Source organism: Nocardioides immobilis (assembly GCF_003515065.1).
Classification (GTDB): Bacteria; Actinomycetota; Actinomycetes; order Propionibacteriales; family Nocardioidaceae; genus Nocardioides; species Nocardioides immobilis.
In genome coordinates, this window is sequence record NZ_QXGH01000023.1 from 95,882 (window position 1) to 113,170 (window position 17,289).

Annotated in this window: 22 protein-coding genes; 12 read left to right on the forward strand and 10 right to left on the reverse strand. The window is 71.7% G+C overall.

All coding sequences use genetic code 11. The annotated features are described in order from the left end of the window. The first annotated feature begins 19 nt into the window (after window positions 1-19). A complete protein-coding gene (locus D0Z08_RS18885) occupies window positions 20-787 on the forward strand; it encodes an SDR family oxidoreductase (protein ID WP_118926812.1) in 768 nt (255 codons plus the stop codon). Here the strand turns inward: D0Z08_RS18885 and D0Z08_RS18890 are convergent. After that, window positions 738-1,535 (reverse strand): SURF1 family cytochrome oxidase biogenesis protein, encoded by a 798-nt coding sequence (locus tag D0Z08_RS18890; protein WP_245994116.1) that lies wholly within the window; start codon window positions 1,533-1,535, stop codon window positions 738-740. The genes D0Z08_RS18885 and D0Z08_RS18890 overlap by 50 nt on opposite strands. Window positions 1,536-1,570: 35 nt before the next feature. On the opposite strand from D0Z08_RS18890, the gene moaA reads away from it, so the two are divergent. Further along, a complete protein-coding gene (gene moaA / locus D0Z08_RS18895) occupies window positions 1,571-2,563 on the forward strand; it encodes a GTP 3',8-cyclase MoaA (RefSeq protein WP_118926813.1) in 993 nt (330 codons plus the stop codon). Here the strand turns inward: moaA and D0Z08_RS18900 are convergent. Next, window positions 2,560-2,763, reverse strand: a complete 204-nt coding sequence (locus D0Z08_RS18900) for an acetone carboxylase (RefSeq protein ID WP_118926814.1) — start codon at window positions 2,761-2,763, stop codon at window positions 2,560-2,562. The two genes, moaA and D0Z08_RS18900, sit on opposite strands and share 4 nt — an antisense overlap. After that, a complete protein-coding gene (locus D0Z08_RS18905; protein ID WP_118926815.1) occupies window positions 2,760-3,047 on the reverse strand; it encodes a DUF3099 domain-containing protein in 288 nt (95 codons plus the stop codon). The genes D0Z08_RS18900 and D0Z08_RS18905 overlap by 4 nt, the downstream gene beginning before the upstream one ends. A gap of 63 nt (window positions 3,048-3,110) precedes the next feature. On the opposite strand from D0Z08_RS18905, the gene D0Z08_RS18910 reads away from it, so the two are divergent. The 3 genes from D0Z08_RS18910 to fabI all read left to right on the forward strand — a co-directional run bounded on the left by D0Z08_RS18910 (window position 3,111) and on the right by fabI (window position 4,940). After that, window positions 3,111-3,323, forward strand: coding sequence for a dodecin (locus D0Z08_RS18910; RefSeq protein ID WP_118926816.1), 213 nt, complete (start codon window positions 3,111-3,113; stop codon window positions 3,321-3,323). A gap of 107 nt (window positions 3,324-3,430) precedes the next feature. Then, complete coding sequence (gene fabG / locus D0Z08_RS18915; protein ID WP_118926817.1) at window positions 3,431-4,156, forward strand: 3-oxoacyl-ACP reductase FabG; 726 nt, start codon at window positions 3,431-3,433, stop codon at window positions 4,154-4,156. A 1-nt stretch (window position 4,157) separates the two neighbouring features. After that, on the forward strand, window positions 4,158-4,940 hold the full coding sequence (fabI, locus tag D0Z08_RS18920) for an enoyl-ACP reductase FabI (RefSeq protein ID WP_118926818.1): 783 nt from the start codon (window positions 4,158-4,160) through the stop codon (window positions 4,938-4,940). Here the strand turns inward: fabI and D0Z08_RS18925 are convergent. Then, window positions 4,885-5,598, reverse strand: coding sequence for a YwaF family protein (locus tag D0Z08_RS18925; RefSeq protein WP_118926819.1), 714 nt, complete (start codon window positions 5,596-5,598; stop codon window positions 4,885-4,887). The two genes, fabI and D0Z08_RS18925, sit on opposite strands and share 56 nt — an antisense overlap. 28 nt (window positions 5,599-5,626) lie before the next feature. Between D0Z08_RS18925 and D0Z08_RS18930 the strand changes: the two genes are divergently transcribed. Next, window positions 5,627-6,157, forward strand: coding sequence for a SixA phosphatase family protein (locus D0Z08_RS18930; RefSeq protein WP_118926820.1), 531 nt, complete (start codon window positions 5,627-5,629; stop codon window positions 6,155-6,157). Here the strand turns inward: D0Z08_RS18930 and serB are convergent. After that, window positions 6,154-7,365 (reverse strand): phosphoserine phosphatase SerB, encoded by a 1,212-nt coding sequence (gene serB / locus D0Z08_RS18935; protein WP_118926821.1) that lies wholly within the window; start codon window positions 7,363-7,365, stop codon window positions 6,154-6,156. The two genes, D0Z08_RS18930 and serB, sit on opposite strands and share 4 nt — an antisense overlap. 25 nt (window positions 7,366-7,390) lie before the next feature. Beyond that, entirely contained in the window at window positions 7,391-8,128 is a 738-nt protein-coding gene (locus D0Z08_RS18940) for a hypothetical protein (protein ID WP_245994118.1), read from the reverse strand. A gap of 59 nt (window positions 8,129-8,187) precedes the next feature. On the opposite strand from D0Z08_RS18940, the gene D0Z08_RS18945 reads away from it, so the two are divergent. Both D0Z08_RS18945 and D0Z08_RS18950 read left to right on the forward strand, forming a co-directional pair. Continuing rightward, window positions 8,188-8,982 carry an ABC transporter ATP-binding protein gene (locus D0Z08_RS18945; protein WP_118926822.1) on the forward strand — a complete coding sequence of 265 codons (795 nt, stop codon included), beginning with the start codon at window positions 8,188-8,190 and terminating at the stop codon, window positions 8,980-8,982. After that, window positions 8,979-9,764 (forward strand): sulfite exporter TauE/SafE family protein, encoded by a 786-nt coding sequence (locus tag D0Z08_RS18950; protein ID WP_118926823.1) that lies wholly within the window; start codon window positions 8,979-8,981, stop codon window positions 9,762-9,764. Before D0Z08_RS18945 ends, D0Z08_RS18950 begins: the two co-directional genes overlap by 4 nt. A gap of 29 nt (window positions 9,765-9,793) precedes the next feature. Here D0Z08_RS18950 and D0Z08_RS18955 read toward each other — a convergent pair whose 3' ends face one another. Together D0Z08_RS18955 and D0Z08_RS18960 are read right to left on the reverse strand one after the other, a co-directional pair. After that, the gene (locus D0Z08_RS18955) at window positions 9,794-10,159 is read right to left on the reverse strand and encodes a DUF4267 domain-containing protein (protein WP_118926824.1); all 366 of its coding nucleotides are present in this window, start codon (window positions 10,157-10,159) and stop codon (window positions 9,794-9,796) included. 21 nt (window positions 10,160-10,180) lie between these two features. Continuing rightward, window positions 10,181-11,164, reverse strand: coding sequence for an alpha/beta hydrolase (locus tag D0Z08_RS18960; protein ID WP_118926825.1), 984 nt, complete (start codon window positions 11,162-11,164; stop codon window positions 10,181-10,183). 50 nt (window positions 11,165-11,214) lie between these two features. On the opposite strand from D0Z08_RS18960, the gene D0Z08_RS18965 reads away from it, so the two are divergent. Next, on the forward strand, window positions 11,215-11,808 hold the full coding sequence (locus D0Z08_RS18965; RefSeq protein ID WP_118926826.1) for an alpha/beta hydrolase: 594 nt from the start codon (window positions 11,215-11,217) through the stop codon (window positions 11,806-11,808). A 38-nt stretch (window positions 11,809-11,846) separates the two neighbouring features. Here D0Z08_RS18965 and D0Z08_RS18970 read toward each other — a convergent pair whose 3' ends face one another. Further along, complete coding sequence (locus tag D0Z08_RS18970; RefSeq protein WP_245994131.1) at window positions 11,847-12,575, reverse strand: class I SAM-dependent methyltransferase; 729 nt, start codon at window positions 12,573-12,575, stop codon at window positions 11,847-11,849. Between the two features lie 76 nt (window positions 12,576-12,651). Here D0Z08_RS18970 and D0Z08_RS18975 point away from each other — a divergent pair, with 76 nt between their 5' ends. From D0Z08_RS18975 to D0Z08_RS18985, 3 genes are all read left to right on the forward strand, one after another. Beyond that, a complete protein-coding gene (locus D0Z08_RS18975; protein ID WP_118926828.1) occupies window positions 12,652-13,377 on the forward strand; it encodes a PP2C family protein-serine/threonine phosphatase in 726 nt (241 codons plus the stop codon). A 91-nt stretch (window positions 13,378-13,468) separates the two neighbouring features. Continuing rightward, a complete protein-coding gene (locus D0Z08_RS18980; protein ID WP_118926867.1) occupies window positions 13,469-14,599 on the forward strand; it encodes an LLM class flavin-dependent oxidoreductase in 1,131 nt (376 codons plus the stop codon). Continuing rightward, a complete protein-coding gene (locus D0Z08_RS18985; protein WP_118926829.1) occupies window positions 14,596-15,240 on the forward strand; it encodes an FMN reductase in 645 nt (214 codons plus the stop codon). Before D0Z08_RS18980 ends, D0Z08_RS18985 begins: the two co-directional genes overlap by 4 nt. 10 nt (window positions 15,241-15,250) lie before the next feature. Here D0Z08_RS18985 and D0Z08_RS18990 read toward each other — a convergent pair whose 3' ends face one another. Next, a complete protein-coding gene (locus D0Z08_RS18990) occupies window positions 15,251-17,248 on the reverse strand; it encodes an elongation factor G (RefSeq protein WP_118926830.1) in 1,998 nt (665 codons plus the stop codon). Window positions 17,249-17,289: the final 41 nt, after the last annotated feature.

Genomic DNA, 17,289 nt, shown 5'->3' on the forward strand with positions numbered 1-17,289 from the left:
TACGTCGTAATCTCCCCGCATGGATCTCGATCTCCGTGACCGCGTCTTCATCGTCACCGGCGGTAGCCGAGGCCTCGGCCGCGCGACCGCCGAAGCCCTGGCCGCCGAGGGCGCCCGGGTGGTCGTCTCCGGCCGGTCCCAGGAGCACGTCGACTCCGCCGTGACCGCGCTCGGGGTGCTGGGGGAGGACCGCGTGCTCGGCATCGCCGCCGACAACGCCGACCCGGCGACGCCAGGTCGGTTGATCGCGGCGGCGCAGGACCGGTGGGGACGGCTCGACGGTGCGCTGGTGAGTGTCGGGGGCCCGCCCGCCGGCCGGATCGACGCGATCACCGACGACCAGTGGACCGCGGCGTTCGAGTCGGTCTTCCTCGGGAGCGTCCGGCTGGCCCGCGAGATCGGCGCCGTGCTGGGCGAGGACGGCTCGATCGCGCTCGTGCTCTCGAGCAGCGTCCGCCAGCCGGTGCCGGGGCTCGCGCTGTCCAACGGGCTGCGCCCGGGCCTCGCGATGATCGCCAAGGACCTCGCAGACGAGCTTGGGCCGCGCGGCGTCCGCGTCAACGCGCTGCTGCCCGGCCGGGTCGGCACCGAGCGGGTCGCCGAGCTCGACGCGGCGACGGGTGACGAGGCCGCCGCGCGCGAGCACTGGAAGGCGCTGATCCCGCTGCGCCGGTACGGCGCGGCCGCCGAATTCGGCCGGGTCGCGGCATTCCTGCTGTCCCCGGCGGCGTCGTTCGTCAGTGGGGCGATGGTCCCCGTCGACGGCGGGATGACCCGCTCGCTCTGAGCCCCCGCGGGCCGTGCTTCCGCTCGTCCCAGGCGAGATAGCCGAAGCCGCCGAGGGCGAGCACCCCGAAGAACCACCACTGCAGGCCGTAGAAGAAGTGGGGGCCCTGGCCGGTGTCGGGGTCCTCGGGCGGCTCGAGCGACTCCTCGGGGGCGGGGTCCTCGGACAGCAGCTCCACGAACCCGCCGTACACCTCGAGGTCGAGCGCCTTGCCGACCTCCTCGCTGGCGATCGCACGCATCCCGCCCGCCGACACCTCGGTGCTGTCGCCCTCGCCGTCGGCGCGTACCCAGCCGGTGATGGTCACCTCGCCGGCGGGCGGCTCGGGCACGGTGCTCAGGGGATCGGTCCCGTCCTGCTCCTCGGGTGCCCAGCCACGGTCGACGACGAGCGCGGTCCCGTCCGCGGTGATCAGTGGTACGACGACCTGCATCCCCGGCGCGCTGTCACGGGTGCGGTAGCGGACGAGCAGCGTGTCGTCGACGGCGTAGGTGCCGGTGGCCTCGATGACGGTGTACTCCTCGTCCGTCGCCACCGGCTCAGCCTCGGCCAGCACGTCGTCGACGGGCACCGGGTCGTCGTGCGCGTTGGCCTCGATCACCTCGTTGCGGGCGCGGCGATCGTCGAGCCGACCGAACTGCCACTCACCGAGCCACCAGGTGCCCACCGCCAGGACGATGATCGCCAGGAAGAAGAGGAGCCAACGCCGGCTGAGCAGGAATCGCCACGACACCAGCCAGTCACCCACGGGACCAACCGTAGTGACCGACCTATGCTGGGGGGATGCAGCCCCTTGTTGACCGCTACGGCAGGGTCGCGACCGACCTCCGGGTGTCGCTGACCGACCGCTGCAACCTGCGCTGCTCGTACTGCATGCCGGCCGAGGGGCTCGACTGGATGCCGGGCGACGACCAGCTCACCGACGACGAGGTGGTGCGGCTGATCGCGATCGCGGTCGGGCGGCTCGGCGTCCGCGAGGTGCGCTTCACCGGAGGCGAGCCCCTGGTACGACGCGGCCTGGTCGACATCGTGCGCCGCACCAGCGCCCTCGACCCCGGCGTGGAGCTGTCCATCACGACCAACGGGATCGGGCTCGCGCGCACGGCGGGCGCACTCGCGGAGGCCGGGCTCGACCGGGTCAACGTCAGCCTCGACACCGTGCGCCCCGACACGTTCCGCGAGATCACCCGCCGGGACCGGTTCGACGACGTCGTCGCTGGCCTGGCAGCAGCGGAGGTCGCCGGCCTGGGCCCGGTGAAGGTCAACGCCGTGCTTCTCCGCGGCCTGAACGACGACCAGGCTCCGGAGCTGCTCCGGTGGTGCCTCGACCGCGGCTACCAGCTTCGCTTCATCGAGCAGATGCCGCTCGACGCCCAGCACGGCTGGTCCCGCGAGGGGATGGTCACCGCCGACGAGATCTTCGACCACCTCGACCGCGAGTTCACGCTCTCCCCGGCGTCCGAGCCGCGGGGGAGTGCGCCGGCGGAGCTGTTCCTCGTCGACGGAGGCCCGGCCACGGTCGGCGTCATCGCGTCGGTCACCCGGCCCTTCTGCGGCGACTGCGATCGGGTCCGGCTCACGGCCGACGGCCAGGTGCGCAACTGTCTCTTCGCCCGCCAGGAGTCCGACCTGCGGGCCGCGCTGCGCGCCGGAGCGAGCGATGAGGACCTGGCCGGCCGGTGGCTGGTCGCGATGGCCGGCAAGGCGGCCGGCCACGGCATCGACGACCCGACCTTCCTGCAGCCCGACCGGCCGATGTCCGCCATCGGAGGCTAGTGCGGCACGGTCTCCTTGAGGAAGCCGCGCGCTCCGAGGAAGGTCTCGAGCGACTCCTTGTGCTCGTCGCAGGCGAGCCACACCTTGCGGCGGTCCGGTGCGTGGATCCGCGGGTTGTTCCACAACAGCTGCCAGGCGGCGTCCGCGCGGCAGCCCTTGGCGGAGCAGTACTCGGGTTCGCGCTCGGCAGCCTCGGTCACTTCGTGCCCAGCTGTCGGTCGCTCCGTCCGCCACCCGTGAGGGGCAGCCCGTCCGTGCGCGTGGTGGCCGCGTTGGCGTTCACGACCGCAACGTAGGGAAGCACCACCGCTGCGACGATCAGGATCGGCCACAACCAGGTGATGCCGGCCATCCCGGCGATCGCCGCACCGATGAAGCACAGGGTCCGGATCGACATCGAGATGATGTAGCGCTTCTGCCGCCGGGCCAGGTCGGCCTCGGGGCTTGATCCGGCGGTGGTGATCCGGATCGGGGGATCGGACATACCTGCAGCCTACGCCTGCCCATCGCGCCGCGGGTCCGGCGCGTGCGGACTAGGGTGGCCTGCATGAGCAACCGCACCTACCGCGTTACCGAGATCGTCGGCACGTCCCCCGACGGGGTCGACCAGGCCGTTCGCAACGGCATCGAGCGGGCCGGCCAGACGCTGCGCCATCTCGACTGGTTCGAGGTGATCGGGACCCGCGGCCAGATCAAGGACGGCCAGGTCGAGCACTTCCAGGTCACGATGAAGGTCGGCTTCCGGCTCGAGGACGACTGACCTGACCCTCCCGGGCCCGCCTTTGTGGGGTTTCCACAAAAGAACCTCATGAAGTTGCTGGGTCCTGGCGGCGAGCGCCGCGGTCCCCGACGGATAGCGTCGTCAGCGTGAACTCCGCGACCCCTCCAGAGCCGCGCTCCGTCCTCGTCACCGGTGGCAACCGGGGCATCGGCCGCGCGATCGCCGAAGCCTTCCTCGCCCAGGGTGACCGCGTCGCCGTGACCACCCGCAGCGGCGGCGCGCCCGAGGGCGCGCTCGAGATCAAGGCCGACATCACCGACCCTGCCGACGTCGAGGCCGCGTTCGCCGCGGCCGAACAGGCGCACGGTCCGGTCGAGGTCTTGGTCGCGAACGCGGGGATCACCGCCGACACGCTGCTCCTCCGGATGTCGGAGGAGGACTGGTCGTCGGTCATCGACACCAACCTCACCGGCTCCTTCCGCCTGGTGAAGCGCGCGGCCAAGGGCATGCTGCGCCTCAAGCGCGGCCGGATCATCCTCATCTCGAGCGTCGTCGGCATGCTCGGCTCACCGGGCCAGGTCAACTACGCCGCGTCGAAGGCCGGGCTGGTGGGCATGGCCCGCTCGGTCGCCCGCGAGCTCGGCTCCCGGTCGATCACCGCCAACGTGGTGGCGCCGGGCTATGTCGAGACCGACATGACCGCCGTGCTCACCGATGACCAGAAGGACGCCATCCGGGCCCAGATCCCCCTCGGTCGTTACGCACGACCAGAGGAGGTCGCCGCGGCGGTGACGTGGCTGGCCGACCCCGCGTCGGGCTACGTCACCGGCGCGGTGATCCCCGTCGACGGCGGACTCGGAATGGGGCACTGACATGAGCGGGATCCTTGACGGCAAGAACGTCCTCGTCACGGGCGTCACCCACAACACGTCGATCGGCTTCGCCGTGGCGCGGTTCGCCCAGGAGCAGGGCGCGACCGTCCTCATCTCCAACTTCGGCCGGGCGCTCGGCATCACCCAGCGGATCGCCAAGCGACTGCCCGAGGCCCCACCGGTCCTCGAGCTCGACGTGACCGACCCGGAGCACCTGGCCGCGCTGCCCGCGATGGTGCGCGAGCACCTCGGTGAGAACGCGACCCTCGACGGGGTGGTCCACTCGATCGCGTACGGCAACCCCGAGACGCTGCTCGGCGGCAACTTCCTGGACGGCCCGTGGGAGGACGTCGCGCAGGCCGTGCAGGTGTCGGCGTACTCGCTGAAGTCGCTGGCCGTCGCCTGCCAGCCGCTGATGCCGGCTGGTGGCTCGATCGTCGGTCTGACCTTCGACGCCACGGTCGCGTGGCCGGCGTACGACTGGATGGGCGTCGCCAAGGCCGGGCTCGAGTCGTGCTCGCGCTACCTGGCCCGCGACCTCGGCGCCCAGGGGATCCGGGTCAACCTGGTGTCGGCCGGTCCGCTGCGGACGCTGGCCGCCAAGGCGATCCCCGGCTTCGGCGACCTCGAGGACATGTGGAAGACCCGGGCGCCGCTCGGCTGGGACAACAGCGACACCGAGCCCACCGCGCGCGCGGTCGGGGCCCTGCTGTCCGACCTGTTCCCGGCTACGACGGGAGAGATCGTGCACGTGGACGGCGGCTTCCACGCGATGGGCGCGTAGTTGCTCTCTGCGCGATCCAGGTCATCAGCGCCCAGAAGGTGACGATGAGCACGATCTCCTCGACGACGTACCACGGCCAGTCGTGGAAGAAGTCGAGGATCGACCTGCGTGGCTTGCGCAGCAGGTAGCCGTAGTTGGTGTCGGCGAGCAGGTTGAAGCAGTACGTCGCGACCGCCCAGGCCAGCGTCGTGGCCACCGTCGCGCCGTAGTCCCGCCAGCGCGGCACCTTGCCGAGGCCGACGACGAGGTAGACGGCCGCCCAGACGATCAGCAGGTGCAGCGCCCAGAACGCGAAGTAGCGCGGGTGGGGGAGGTCCTCGTTGAGCGCCGGGGTGATGACGCCCTGGATGGTGAGGGTCAGCCCCCAGAAGAACGTCAGCGCCACCGGGAACGGCTTGTGCGTCCACAGCGCCCAGGTCGCCGCGATCCACGCGAGATCGCACAGGTGGAGGGGCAGCGTGACGTCGATGTCGAAGTTGAACGAGACATCGACCAGCTGGAACGGCAGCGTCACCGCGGGGATCAGCACCGCCGCTGTCCGGCTGAAGCGGGTGGGGCCGTCGACCCCCCGGTGGCGGCGGCCCAGGATCACCGCTGCCACCAGGCCGAGGGCGAAGATCACCAGCGGCACGACATGGGTTGGCCCGTACGACGACACGTGTTCATCCTCCCTCTAGGCTGCAGCAATGGTCAGCACCCCGCACCGGCTCGTCGTGGTCCGGCACGCGAAGGCGGAGCCCTACGGACCGACCGACTTCGAGAGGGAGCTCGCAGCGCGCGGGCGGGCCGACGCCGTCGCGGCCGGCTCGTGGCTGGCGGAGGAGGGCATCGTGGCCGACGCCGCCCTGGTGTCGGCGGCCGTTCGCGCCCGACAGACCTGGGAGCTGCTCGCGGAGACCGCCGGGTGGTCGGCCGACGTCACGTTCGACCAGGCGCTCTACGGCGCCGACGAGGACGGGGTGCTCGACCTGGTCGCGCTGACCGACGAGGGCATCGGCACCCTCGTGGTCGTCGGGCACAACCCGACGGTGGGCATGCTTGCCCAGCTGCTCGACGACGGTGAGGGGCCGCCCGACGCCGTCGACCGGCTGATGCGCGGCTACCCGACGAGCGCGACGGCCGTCTTCGAGCTGCCCGCGACCTGGGCGCGGATCGCGATGGGCCGGGCGCGGCTGACCCACTACAACGTGGGCCGCGCCAGCGAAGCCGCCAGCTAGATCGGCGGCGCCGGCGTGACGATGCCGTCAGCGGCGTCTGCCGCCTCGATCTCCTCGCGGCTGATGCCGAGCAGGTACATGATCGCGTCGAGGTAGGGGACGTTGAGGGCCGTGTCGGCCATCTCGCGCACCACAGCACGCGCGTTGTAGGCGATACCGAGCCCGGCCGCCTCCAGCATGTCGAGGTCGTTGGCGCCGTCACCGATGGCGATCGTCGCGGCCTCGGGGATGCCCAGGTCCGTGGCGAACTCCCGGAGCGCCCTCGCCTTGCCGGCCCGGTCGACCACCTCGCCGACGATGTTGCCGGTCAGCCTGCCGTCGACGACCTCCAGGGTGTTGGCGCGGGCGCGGTGGATGCCGAGGTCCTCCGCGAGCCGGTCGGTGATCTGGCTGAAGCCGCCCGAGACGATCGCGAACCGGTAGCCGAGTCGCCGCAGCGTCCGCACCAGCGTGCGGGCGCCCGGGTTGATCACGATGGACTCGTAGACCTGGTCGATCACCGACGCGTCGAGGCCGGCCAGCAGCCGGACCCGGGCCCGCAGCGACTCCTCGAAGTCGATCTCGCCGCGCATCGCCGCCTCGGTCACCGTCGCCACCTCGGCCTCGTAGCCGGCGTGCGCCGCCAGCATCTCGATGACCTCGCCCTGGATCAGGGTGGAGTCGACGTCCATCACGATCAGTCGCTGGCCGTGCCGCAGCAGCGAGGCCGGTTGGACCGCGACATCGATCGCGAGGGCCGAGGCCTCCCGCGCCAGGTGCCGGCGCAGGGCCAGCGGGTCCGCACCGGAGACATCCAGGTCCAGGGCGGTCACGGGGTAGCGCGCCATCCGTTCGATCCGGTCGATGTTGCCGCCGAGGTCGGCGATCCGGCCGGCGATCGCGGCCATCGCGGACGCTTGCAGCGGCGAGCCGATGACCGTGACGTGCGAGCGCCCCTCGCGCCGGGTCCGGTTGTCGCCGGTGCCCTTCTCGATCTCGACGGTCATGCCGAGGTCGGTAGCCACCTTCTCGACCGAGCGGCTCAACCGCTTGACGTCGCGCGGGGCGGTCACCAGCACACCCAGCACGAGTCGCCTCCGGAGCAGGATCTGCTCGAGGTCGATCACGTTGACACCGGCGTGCGCGAGCGCGCCGAGGATCGCGGAGGTGACTCCGGGTCGGTCCTTGCCCGTGAGCGTGATCAGCAGGGTGTCGGCGGTGGTGGTCATGACGCGACGAGGTTAGTGCTTCTCGTCAGCCCTCAGGCCAACCGTCCGGTGAACAGGCCGCCGTGAGGGCATGGCGGGCGGCCGTGCCGAGCGGGACCAGGACGGCACGTCGGGCCGCGATCTCGCCGGCGCTCACCGCGGCTCCGTCGTCGTCGAGCGCGAGGTCGACGACCTCCTGGAGGTGCAGCGCACGCCGGGCGAGGTCGACGGCGCGGGGCGGCACGCCCGGCGGTGCGACGACCGGAGCGCCGTCTCGCAGGTCGTGCAGGGCGTCGGCCACCTCCGGCCGCCAGCGCGCGACGTCGAGCCGCGCCAGCTCGTTGGCCGTCTCGAGCAACGCGCGGCGGACGGTCCGGTCTGCGTCGCCGAGGTCGGGCGGCATCCGCCGGCGGGCGTCGTACGGCGTCCACTCGACAGCGCGGCCGACCTGCGCCGGGACCCACCCGATCCCGGGCTCGGTCCGGACGCCGAGTGCGACCAGCGCCTCGCCGGCGTCGGTGGCAGCCATCGTGAAGTCCGGTGGGCCGGCCAGGCCGCTCGGATCGCCCGGAGCCGGGAACGCGGCGCCGAACCCCGTGGCACCGGCCTGCCGCACCGCCGCTGTCGCCTCCAGGAGCGAGCGGGGGCCTGCCGGGCCGCCGAAGACGTGGGTCGTCGCCTCGGAGAGCACCGCGTCGACGTACTCGTCCGGGCTGAGGAGCCCGCGGAGGAACGCCGTTCCCCACCACGCCACCCGGCCGGTCACCGGCATCTCGATCACCACGACGCGCGACACTAACGCCCCCGCAATGACGTCGATCAGCGGTCTATAGGGTTGTCGCCATGTCCGCCGTCCTGGAGCTCGCCGAGGTCACCATCCGCCGGGGCGACGCGGTGCTGCTGGACCGCGTGACCTGGGTCGTCAAGGACGGCGAGCGCTGGGTGGTGCTCGGCTCCAACGGAGCGGGCAAGACGACCCTGCTGCAGGTCGCGGCGGCGCACCTGTACCCCACGTCCGGCGCGGTCGGCGTGCTCGGCGAGCTGATCGGCACCGTCGACGTCTTCGACCTGCGCCCCCGGATAGGCCTCACCAGTGCGGCCCTCGCCGAGCGGATCCCGCGCGGCGAGAAGGTCAGCGACGTGGTGGTGTCGGCGTCGTACGCCGTCGTCGGCCGCTGGCGCGAGGCGTACGACGACCTCGACCACGACCGGGCACGATCCCTGCTCCGTGAGGTGCGCGCCGACAAGCTCGCCGACCGCACGTTCGGGACCCTCAGCGAGGGCGAGCGCAAGCGCGTTCAGATCGCGCGCGCCCTGATGACCGACCCCGAGCTGCTGCTCCTGGACGAGCCGGCCGCCGGCCTGGACCTCGGAGGTCGTGAGGACCTGGTCTCGACCCTCTCGGTCCTCGCCTACGACCCCTCGTCCCCGGCGACGGTGCTGGTGTCGCACCACGTCGAGGAGATCCCGCCGGGCTTCACGCACGTGCTGATGCTCCGGGAGGGTCGCGTCATGGCGCAGGGCCCGATCGAGGAGGCGCTGACCCCGGAGGCGCTCTCCGCGACGTTCGGCATGCCCCTGGTGCTCGAGAGGCACGACGGGCGCTTCGCGGCCCGACGCCGGCTGCACCGGGGATGAGCCCGCTCGAGATCGTCGCCGTCCTGCTGGCCGGCGTCGGTGCCGGGACCATCAACGCCGTGGTGGGCTCGGGGACGATCATCACGTTCTCGACCCTGGTCGCGTTCGGGGTGCCGCCGGTCGTCGCCAACATCTCCAACAGCCTGGGGGTGGTCCCGGGCTCGGTCACCGGTGCGTTCGGCTACCGCCGTGAGCTCGCGGGCCAACGCGGTCGGATCCGTCGGCTGCTCGTCCCCGCCGTGCTCGGCGGCATCACCGGCGCCGCCCTGTTGATCCTGCTCCCGGCCGGCGCGTTCGAGACGATCGTGCCGGCACTGATCCTGCTGGGCGTGGTGCTGGTCATCGTCGGCCCCCGGCTGTCCAAGGCCGTCGCCGCGCGCGCCGAGAGGCGGGGCGTGGAACGCAAGGGCGACGCCGCCTGGGTGTGGCCGGCGGTCTTCGGCGGCGCGATCTACGGCGGCTACTTCGGTGCCGCGCAGGGCGTCATCGTCATGGCGCTGCTCGGGATCGGCGTGGCCGAGCCACTCCAACGGCTCAACGGCATCAAGAACGTGATCGTGGCCGCGGCCAACCTGGTCGCCGGCGTCGTCTTCGTGCTGGTGTCGTGGGTCGGCTGGTCCGATGCCGAGGTCGACTGGCTGATCGTCCTGCTGATCGGCGTCGGCGCTTTCGCCGGCGGCCTCATCGGCGCCTCGGTCGGGCGTCGGCTCCCGCCCAACGTGCTCCGCGGGTTCATCGTGGTCGTGGGGCTCTCGGCAGTCGCCCTGATGGTGCTCACCTGAGCACCGAGGGCGACGCCCGAGGCTACTGACTACTGACCGCGGTCGGCGGCGAGTGCGGCGCCGCCGGAACCGGCAGCCCCGAGCGCGGCACCGATCAGCATGACGCCCGCGAGCAGCGGGATCTCCTTGCGGGCGATGCCGATCGCTCCGGTGGCGGCGTCGGCGCCGTCAACGGCCACCCCTGCGAGCACCATCGTGCGACGGGCGTCGCCCTTGGCCAGCAGGGTGAGCCCGCCGAGCGCGATCTCGCGGACGCCGAACATCCGCGCGAAGTAGCCCAGCTGGGGGTTGTTGGCCGGGGACAGGCCGAACAGCCGCGCAGTGAGGGTGGGGGAGGCGATCGAGCCGACGCCGATGGCGATGCGGCCGAGAGAGAGGCCGGTCACAGGGTCCATGTCGGCGACACTAGTGGGTTCTCAAAGCACGTACGTCGCAAGCCAGCGCTGGATCTCCAGGTAGGCGCGCTCCCGCGCCTCCGGCCGGGAGAGGACGACGTCGTGGACGGCCCCCGGTACGGCGATCGAGGTGACGTTGCGACCGAGCGAGCTGGCCCAGCGGCGGATCTGCTTGACGTCGAGGACGATGTCCGACGTGTGGGCCCGCTCGTCGAGCGTCGTCGTGAAGGTCGTGCGGTCCGACGACAGGACCAGGACCGGGCACGGGATGTCGAGTCCCTGGTGCACCCGCGCGTGGCCGGCCCGGATCGCGCGGAGCCAGCCGAACCGGACCGGGAACGACTCGAGCGGCTTCCAGGTCAGGTCGAAGTTCCACTCGCCCGCGTGCGCACGGTGCAGCGTCATGCCGTACACGCCGCTCACCTCGCGTGGGAAGATCCGCATCGGCTGGAGTCGACCGACCCGGTCGAGGACTGCTGACGCCGGCAGGGTGCGCATCCAGGCCTTGCCCTGGAGGTCGAGCCAGGGGGAGTTGAGGACGATCCCCGCAAGCTCCTCGGGCTTCCGCGCCTCCGCCCACAGCGCGACGACGAGTCCTCCGGTGGAGTGGCCGGACAGGATCACGTGGGTGTGGCCGTCGCGCTCGACGATCCGCTCCCACGCAAGGTCGAGCTCGGTGAAGTACTCCTCGAGATCCGCCACGTACGTCGCCGTCTGGTGCGGCCGGATCGAGCGGCCGTACTTGCGCAGGTCCATCGCGTACATGTCGTGGTCGCGCTCGAGCCACCACTCGCCGTACTCGGTCTGGAAGAAGTAGTCCGCGAACCCGTGCACGTGGAGCACGGCGCGCTCGGTGGTGGCGCCGGCCCGGCGGCTGACCAGGGTGGCGACGACCTCGCCCTCCTCGTCCGGAGGGAGGGTGATCGTCTCGGCCTCCCAGGGCGGCCCCAGGACGTCGGTGACGGCTTCCGCGATGGCCTCGGGAGAGACGATCTCGTCGGTCATGGGGAAAGTGTGCACCAGGCACTGGCACTGCGGGTCTAGGCTCCGGGCGTATGAGCGACTCCGCGAGCGCCGTCGTCGTCAACGAGTGGCACCTTGCGCCGGAGAACCCCGTCGGGCGGGCGGTCGTGCTGCCTGGCGGATCCGGGTACACGGTCGACCACCCGCTGCTCTGGTGGACATGTCAGGTGCTCGCCGAGAACGGGTGGCGGGTCGTCACCGTTCGCTGGGAGATCGACGACGCAGCGCGCGCTGATGCAGCGAACTTCGTCGCCCGCGCTGCGCAGCAGGCGCTCGACCTCGCCGGCGACGCGGAACGGACCCTCGTGGTCGGCAAGTCGTTCGGGACCTATGCGGCGTCCTGGGCCAACGAGCGCGGTTGGCCCGGCGTGTGGCTCACGCCGGTCCTCACCATCCCGGAGATCGCGAACGCCCTCCGCGACGGCCAGCTTCCGGGCCTGGTGGTCGGTGGCACCGCGGACGAGCTGTGGGACGCCGACCTCGCGCGGGCGTCCGGCCTCAGCGTGCTCGAGATCGACGACGCCAACCACATCCTCTACACCGCCGGCGACTGGAAGGGGTCGTACGACGACCTCGGGCGCACGCTCGAGGCGGTCGAGGATCTTGCTCGTGGTCTCGTCGACTGATACCGATGCCGTCCGCACACCCGATGACGATGTGAGCGCTACTCGGGCACCGTGCTGCGCAGCAGGTGCAACACCGACCGGTAGTGCTCGGTCACCCGCCCGCCGAGGTCGTCGGCCGCCTGCGCCGCGGCTTCCGCCTCGGCCGCCGTCCAGTCGCTGAAGGTCGTGAAGAGCCGGCGTACCTGGTCGGTGCTCAGGTCGACCGACCACGACCACGTCTCGGTCCGCACCGACTCGAACCAGCCGCCCGCGACCAGCTCGCGCATGGTGGGACGTGGCTCTCGGCCGCTGTCGACCTCGCCCGGTTCCCGCTGCGACACGATCTGGGCGACGCGGTCACGGAACGGCGTGCGGACGCTCTCGTCCCCGAAGACGGTGCGCCAGACGGCCATCCACCCACGGGGCCGCAGGGCGGCGTGGAGCTGGGGCAGGCCGATGGACAGGTCCACCCAGTGGAGGGAGGTGGCGGCGACCACCGAGTCGAAGGCGTGGTCGGGCAGCTGGGCATCCTCGAGGCGCGTCGTGACGACCTCGGCGCCGGGAACCGCGGCTCTGGTCAGGGCCGCGAGTCGCTCGCCGGGTTCGAGCGACACGACCCGGCTGCCACGCCGGACCAGCTGCTCGGTGGCGAGCCCGGAGCCGGCGCCGATCTCCAGGACCTCGCGGTCGCCTCCGATGACGCCCGCCTGCTCCAGGCTGTCGAAGATGGCATCCGGGTACGGCGGCCGCGCGCCGGCGTACTCGGTCGCCATGTGCTCGAAGTGCATGCCGTGCACGATCGCCACCCTAGGCCCACGGGCTGCCTGGACTCACTCGTCTGGGGGCCGCCACTAGGGTGGCGGCGTGGATGAGGCCTTCCTGAGCGGGTTGCGCGACCTGCTCCAGGAGCAGTGCCAGGTCCCGCCGTTGCCGCCCGGCTGGTACTGCACGTCGGCGATGCTGGCGGCGCACGGCTTCTCGTACGGCGGGGACTTCTTCGTGGCAGACCGGGTGGCGACCCCGGACGGTGCTGACGGGCTCGTGATGGTGCTGGTCGACGTGTGCGGGAAGGGTGCGACCGCGTTGCCGCACGCCGTGCAGTTCGCGGGAGCACTGCGGGGGCTCCTCGTGGGCCTTCCCGAGGACCAGCTGTTGGCGGCCGCCAACGCCTTCCTGATGAGGCAGCCGTCTGACGAGAGCATCGCGACGGCGGTCCAGGTGACCGTGGACCTGCCGAGCGGGCGCTACGCGATCCGCAGTGGTGGCCATCCGCCGGTGCTGCACTGGCGGGCCGATGCCGGCGAGTGGGTCGTCGACAATGCCCGCGGCACGGCGTTGGGCGTGGTCGACGAGCCCGAGTTCGACGTGAGCGAGGGAGTGCTCGGGCCCGGCGACGCCCTGCTCTTCTACACCGACGGCGTCGTGGAGCGGTCCGACGCCCACATCGACGCGGGGATCGCCTGGCTGCTGGCCGAGGCGGGCGCTGCCGTCGTCGAGGGCGGCGGCGTCGGCGCCGTACCGGCCCGGATCCTGGAGCAGGTGTCGCGCGGCGACGACGACCGCGCGCTGCTCGTCCTCGCCCGGGAATAGCCCCTCAGGACCCTCGGTTGTGACGAGTGGTTGCCATGTCAACTACGATGGCGACAAGACCACGACCAAGCAGACCAGGGGAGAGTGGACCATGCAGATCGGCATCTTCACCGTCGGAGACGTGACGACCGATCCCACGACTGGGCGGACGCCCACCGAGCACGAGCGCATCAAGGCCACCGTTGCGATCGCGAAGAAGGCCGAGGAGGTCGGGCTCGACGTCTTCGCGACGGGCGAGCACCACAACCCGCCGTTCATCGCCTCGGCGCCGACGACGACGCTCGCCTACATCGGCGCCCAGACCGAGAAGATCATCCTCTCCACCGCGACCACGCTGATCACGACGACCGACCCGGTCCTGATCGCGGAGAACTACGCGAAGCTCCAGCACCTCACCGACGGCCGGGTCGACCTGATGATGGGTCGCGGCAACACCGGCCCGGTCTACCCGTGGTTCGGCAAGGACATCCGCCAGGGCATCAACCTGGCGATCGAGAACTACGCGCTGCTGCACCGGCTGTGGCGCGAGGACGTCGTCGACTGGGAGGGCCGGTTCCGGACCCCGCTGCACGGCTTCACCTCGACGCCGCGCCCGCTCGACGGCGCGCCGCCGTTCGTGTGGCACGGCTCGATCCGCAGCCCCGAGATCGCCGAGCAGGCCGCCTACTACGGCGACGGCTTCTTCCACAACCACATCTTCTGGCCGCCGTCGCACACGGCGCAGATGGTCAACCTCTACCGCGAGCGCTACGAGCACTACGGGCACGGCCCCGCGGACACGGCGATCGTCGGCCTGGGCGGTCACGTGTTCATGCGGAAGAACAGCCAGGACGCGATCAACGAGTTCCGGCCGTACTTCGACAACGCCCCGGTCTACGGCCACGGGCCGTCGCTCGAGGACTTCATGGAGAGCACGCCGCTGACCGTCGGATCGCCGCAGCAGGTGCTCGAGCGCACGCTGTCCTTCCGGGACTACGCCGGGCACTACCAGCGCCAGCTCTTCCTCCTGGACCACGCGGGCCTGCCGCTCAAGACGGTGCTCGAGCAGCTCGACCTGCTCGGCGAGCTCCTGCCGGAGCTGAGGAAGGGCTTCGACGAGGGCCGTCCGGCTCACGTCCCCGAGGCGCCGACCCACGGCTCGCTCGTGGTGGCGGCCGGGGGAGCGAAGGACGCGACCGTGTACGCCGAGGCCGATGCCGTCACCGGAAGCAGCGACCGATGAAGAAGATCGTGGTGATCACAGCCGGCCTCAGCGTGCCGTCGTCCACCCGGTTGCTCGCCGACCTGCTCGGCGAGGCCGCCGAGCGGGCGGTCGAGGCACGGGGAGCAGAGGTCGAGGTCGAGACCATCGAGCTCCGCCCGCTGGCGCACCAGCTGGCCGACCACCTGCTCACCGGCTTCCCGAGCGGTGGGCTCGCCACGGCGATCGACCAGGTCCGCCACGCGGACGGACTGGTGGTCGTCACCCCGGTGTTCGCGGCGTCGTACTCCGGCCTCTTCAAGACGTTCTTCGACGTCCTCGAGGAAGGCACGCTCGACGGGACGCCGGTCCTCGTCGCAGCGACCGCGGGCACGGCGCGGCACTCGCTGGTGCTCGACCACGCGCTCCGGCCGCTCTTCTCCTACCTGCATGCGGTCGTCGTCCCCACCGGCGTCTTCGCCGCCACCGACGACTTCGGCGCGGACGGAGCGCTGCAGAAGCGGGTCGACCGGGCGGCCGCCGAGCTGGCGGCCCTGGTCGCCGGCAGCAGTACGGCGACGCCGGCCGCTCCGGCACGGACGCTGGTCGCGGACGAGCTGGCCAGCCCCACGCCGTTCGAGGAGCTGCTCAAGCGGGCGAGCGAGGGCCCGCCGCAGTACTGACGGCCCGGGCTCACCTCCGCGGCGACACGTTGCGCGCCAGCTCCTCGGGCATCGGCTCGTAGTGGGCGAACGTCCGGCTGAACGTGCCGGCCCCGTGTGACGACGCCCGGAGGTCGATGGCGTAGCGGACCAGCTCCCGCTGCGGGACGTGCGCCTTCACGAGCGCCCGGTCGCCGACCTGGTCGGTGCCGAGGAGCCGGCCGCGGCGGGCCGACAGGTCGCTCATCACGCTTCCGACCAGGTCGTCGGACACGAGCACCGCGACCTCGTCGTACGGCTCCAGCAGCGAGATCCCGGCCTGGTCGGCCGCTTCGCGCAACGCAAGCGCTCCGGCGGTCTGGAACGCCATGTCCGAGGAGTCCACGCTGTGCGCCTTGCCGTCGGTCAGGGTGACCCGGATGTCGACGACGGGGTAACCCAGCCGGCAGCCCCGCTCCATCTGGAGCCGCACGCCCTTCTCGACCGACGGGATGAACTGGCGCGGCACGGAACCGCCGACCACCTTGTCGACGAACTCGAAGCCCGACCCCTCGGGGAGCGGTTCCACCTCGATGTCGCAGACGGCGTACTGACCGTGCCCGCCGGACTGCTTCACGTGCCGGCCGTGGCCCTTGGCCGTCGCGATGAAGCACTCGCGGAGCGGGATGACGAGCTCGCGCTGCTCGACGGAGACGCCGTAGCGCTCCTTCAGCCGCTCCAGCGCGACGTCGGCGTGCGCCTCGCCCATCACCCAGATCACGAGCTGCCCGGTCTCGGCGTTGTTGTCGACCCGGAGGCTCGGGTCCTCGGCGGCGAGCCGCGTGAGCGCTGCGGACAGCTTGTCCTCGTCGGACCGGGACGCCGCCTCGATCGCGATCGGCAGCAGCGGGTCGGGGAGCGACCATGGACGGAGCACCCGCGGTGCGTCGGGGGAGGACAGCGTGTCGCCGGTCTCCGCCCGCGACAGCCGGCCGACGATCGCGATGTCGCCGGCGAACACGCGCGGGGCCAGCACCTGCTGCCCACCCGACGGGAACGCCAGCGCCCCGATCCGCTCGTCCTCGTCGTGGTCGTCGTGCCCGTCGGTGCCGAAGCTCGCGAAGTGCCCGGAGACATGCACGGAGGCGTCGGGATCGAGGGTGCCGGAGAAGACGCGCACCAGGCTCACCCGGCCGAGGTAGGGGTCGCTCGTGGTCTTGACCACCTCGGCGACCAGCGGGCCGGCGGCGTCGCAGGTGACCGGCGCCGCCGCCTTCCCCTCGGGCGTGAACACGTCCGGCGGGACGTGCTCGGGCGGGGACGGGAACGCGCGCACGCAGAGGTCGAGCAGCTCGGTCAGCCCGGTGTCGGTCTGGGCGCACACCGGCATGACCGGGAAGAAGCCGCCGCGGGCGATCGCGGTCTCGAGGTCCTCGACCAGCAGCTTCTCGTCGATCTGCTCGCCGCCGAGGTAGCGGTCCATCAGGGTCTCGTCCTCGGACTCCTCGATGATCGCCTCGATCAGCGCACCGCGGCGGGGATCGTCGACCCCGGACCCGATCAGGCTCTCGACGCCGCCGTCGCGCAGGACATGGACCGGGAGCACCTTCTCGCCGAACGCGTCCTGGGCCGCGCCGACCACCCGGTCGTGGTCGGCCCGGGCATGGTCGAGCTTGGTGACGACGACGGCACGCGGCATGCCGACCGCGGCACACTCGCGCCACAGCTCGCGGGTGCCGTCATCGACACCCTCGTTGGCAGCGATGACGAACAGCGCGCAGTCGGCAGCGCGGAGCCCTGCCCGCACCTCGCCGACGAAGTCGGCATAGCCCGGGGTGTCGATGAGGTTCACCTTCGTGCCCTGGTGGACGACCGGCGCGACGGAGAGGGACACGGACCTGCCCTCTCCGAGGGGCACCTTCGCGAGCGCCTCGACCAGGGCGGTCTTTCCTGACTGGGTGGGCCCGACCAGCACGACGTTGCGGATCCGGTCGGGCCCGGGCGCCGCAAGGTCCTGGTCATTGGCCTTTCTGGGGGTCTTGTCGGCCATGGACCTACGTAACTCCGATGTGCCGCCGACCACAAGAGGGC

What these genes read in the sequence shown, in the direction of transcription:
- D0Z08_RS18885 (WP_118926812.1), top strand. Translation starts at nt 20, where the DNA reads ATGGATCTCGATCTCCGTGACCGCGTCTTCATCGTCACCGGCGGTAGC.
- moaA (WP_118926813.1), top strand. Translation starts at nt 1,571, where the DNA reads ATGCAGCCCCTTGTTGACCGCTACGGCAGGGTCGCGACCGACCTCCGG.
- D0Z08_RS18905 (WP_118926815.1), bottom strand. Translation starts at nt 3,047, where the DNA reads ATGTCCGATCCCCCGATCCGGATCACCACCGCCGGATCAAGCCCCGAG.
- D0Z08_RS18910 (WP_118926816.1), top strand. Translation starts at nt 3,111, where the DNA reads ATGAGCAACCGCACCTACCGCGTTACCGAGATCGTCGGCACGTCCCCC.
- fabI (WP_118926818.1), top strand. Translation starts at nt 4,158, where the DNA reads ATGAGCGGGATCCTTGACGGCAAGAACGTCCTCGTCACGGGCGTCACC.
- D0Z08_RS18930 (WP_118926820.1), top strand. Translation starts at nt 5,627, where the DNA reads ATGGTCAGCACCCCGCACCGGCTCGTCGTGGTCCGGCACGCGAAGGCG.
- serB (WP_118926821.1), bottom strand. Translation starts at nt 7,365, where the DNA reads ATGACCACCACCGCCGACACCCTGCTGATCACGCTCACGGGCAAGGAC.
- D0Z08_RS18945 (WP_118926822.1), top strand. Translation starts at nt 8,188, where the DNA reads ATGTCCGCCGTCCTGGAGCTCGCCGAGGTCACCATCCGCCGGGGCGAC.
- D0Z08_RS18950 (WP_118926823.1), top strand. Translation starts at nt 8,979, where the DNA reads ATGAGCCCGCTCGAGATCGTCGCCGTCCTGCTGGCCGGCGTCGGTGCC.
- D0Z08_RS18955 (WP_118926824.1), bottom strand. Translation starts at nt 10,159, where the DNA reads ATGGACCCTGTGACCGGCCTCTCTCTCGGCCGCATCGCCATCGGCGTC.
- D0Z08_RS18960 (WP_118926825.1), bottom strand. Translation starts at nt 11,164, where the DNA reads ATGACCGACGAGATCGTCTCTCCCGAGGCCATCGCGGAAGCCGTCACC.
- D0Z08_RS18965 (WP_118926826.1), top strand. Translation starts at nt 11,215, where the DNA reads ATGAGCGACTCCGCGAGCGCCGTCGTCGTCAACGAGTGGCACCTTGCG.
- D0Z08_RS18970 (WP_245994131.1), bottom strand. Translation starts at nt 12,575, where the DNA reads ATGCACTTCGAGCACATGGCGACCGAGTACGCCGGCGCGCGGCCGCCG.
- D0Z08_RS18980 (WP_118926867.1), top strand. Translation starts at nt 13,469, where the DNA reads ATGCAGATCGGCATCTTCACCGTCGGAGACGTGACGACCGATCCCACG.
- D0Z08_RS18985 (WP_118926829.1), top strand. Translation starts at nt 14,596, where the DNA reads ATGAAGAAGATCGTGGTGATCACAGCCGGCCTCAGCGTGCCGTCGTCC.
- D0Z08_RS18990 (WP_118926830.1), bottom strand. Translation starts at nt 17,248, where the DNA reads ATGGCCGACAAGACCCCCAGAAAGGCCAATGACCAGGACCTTGCGGCG.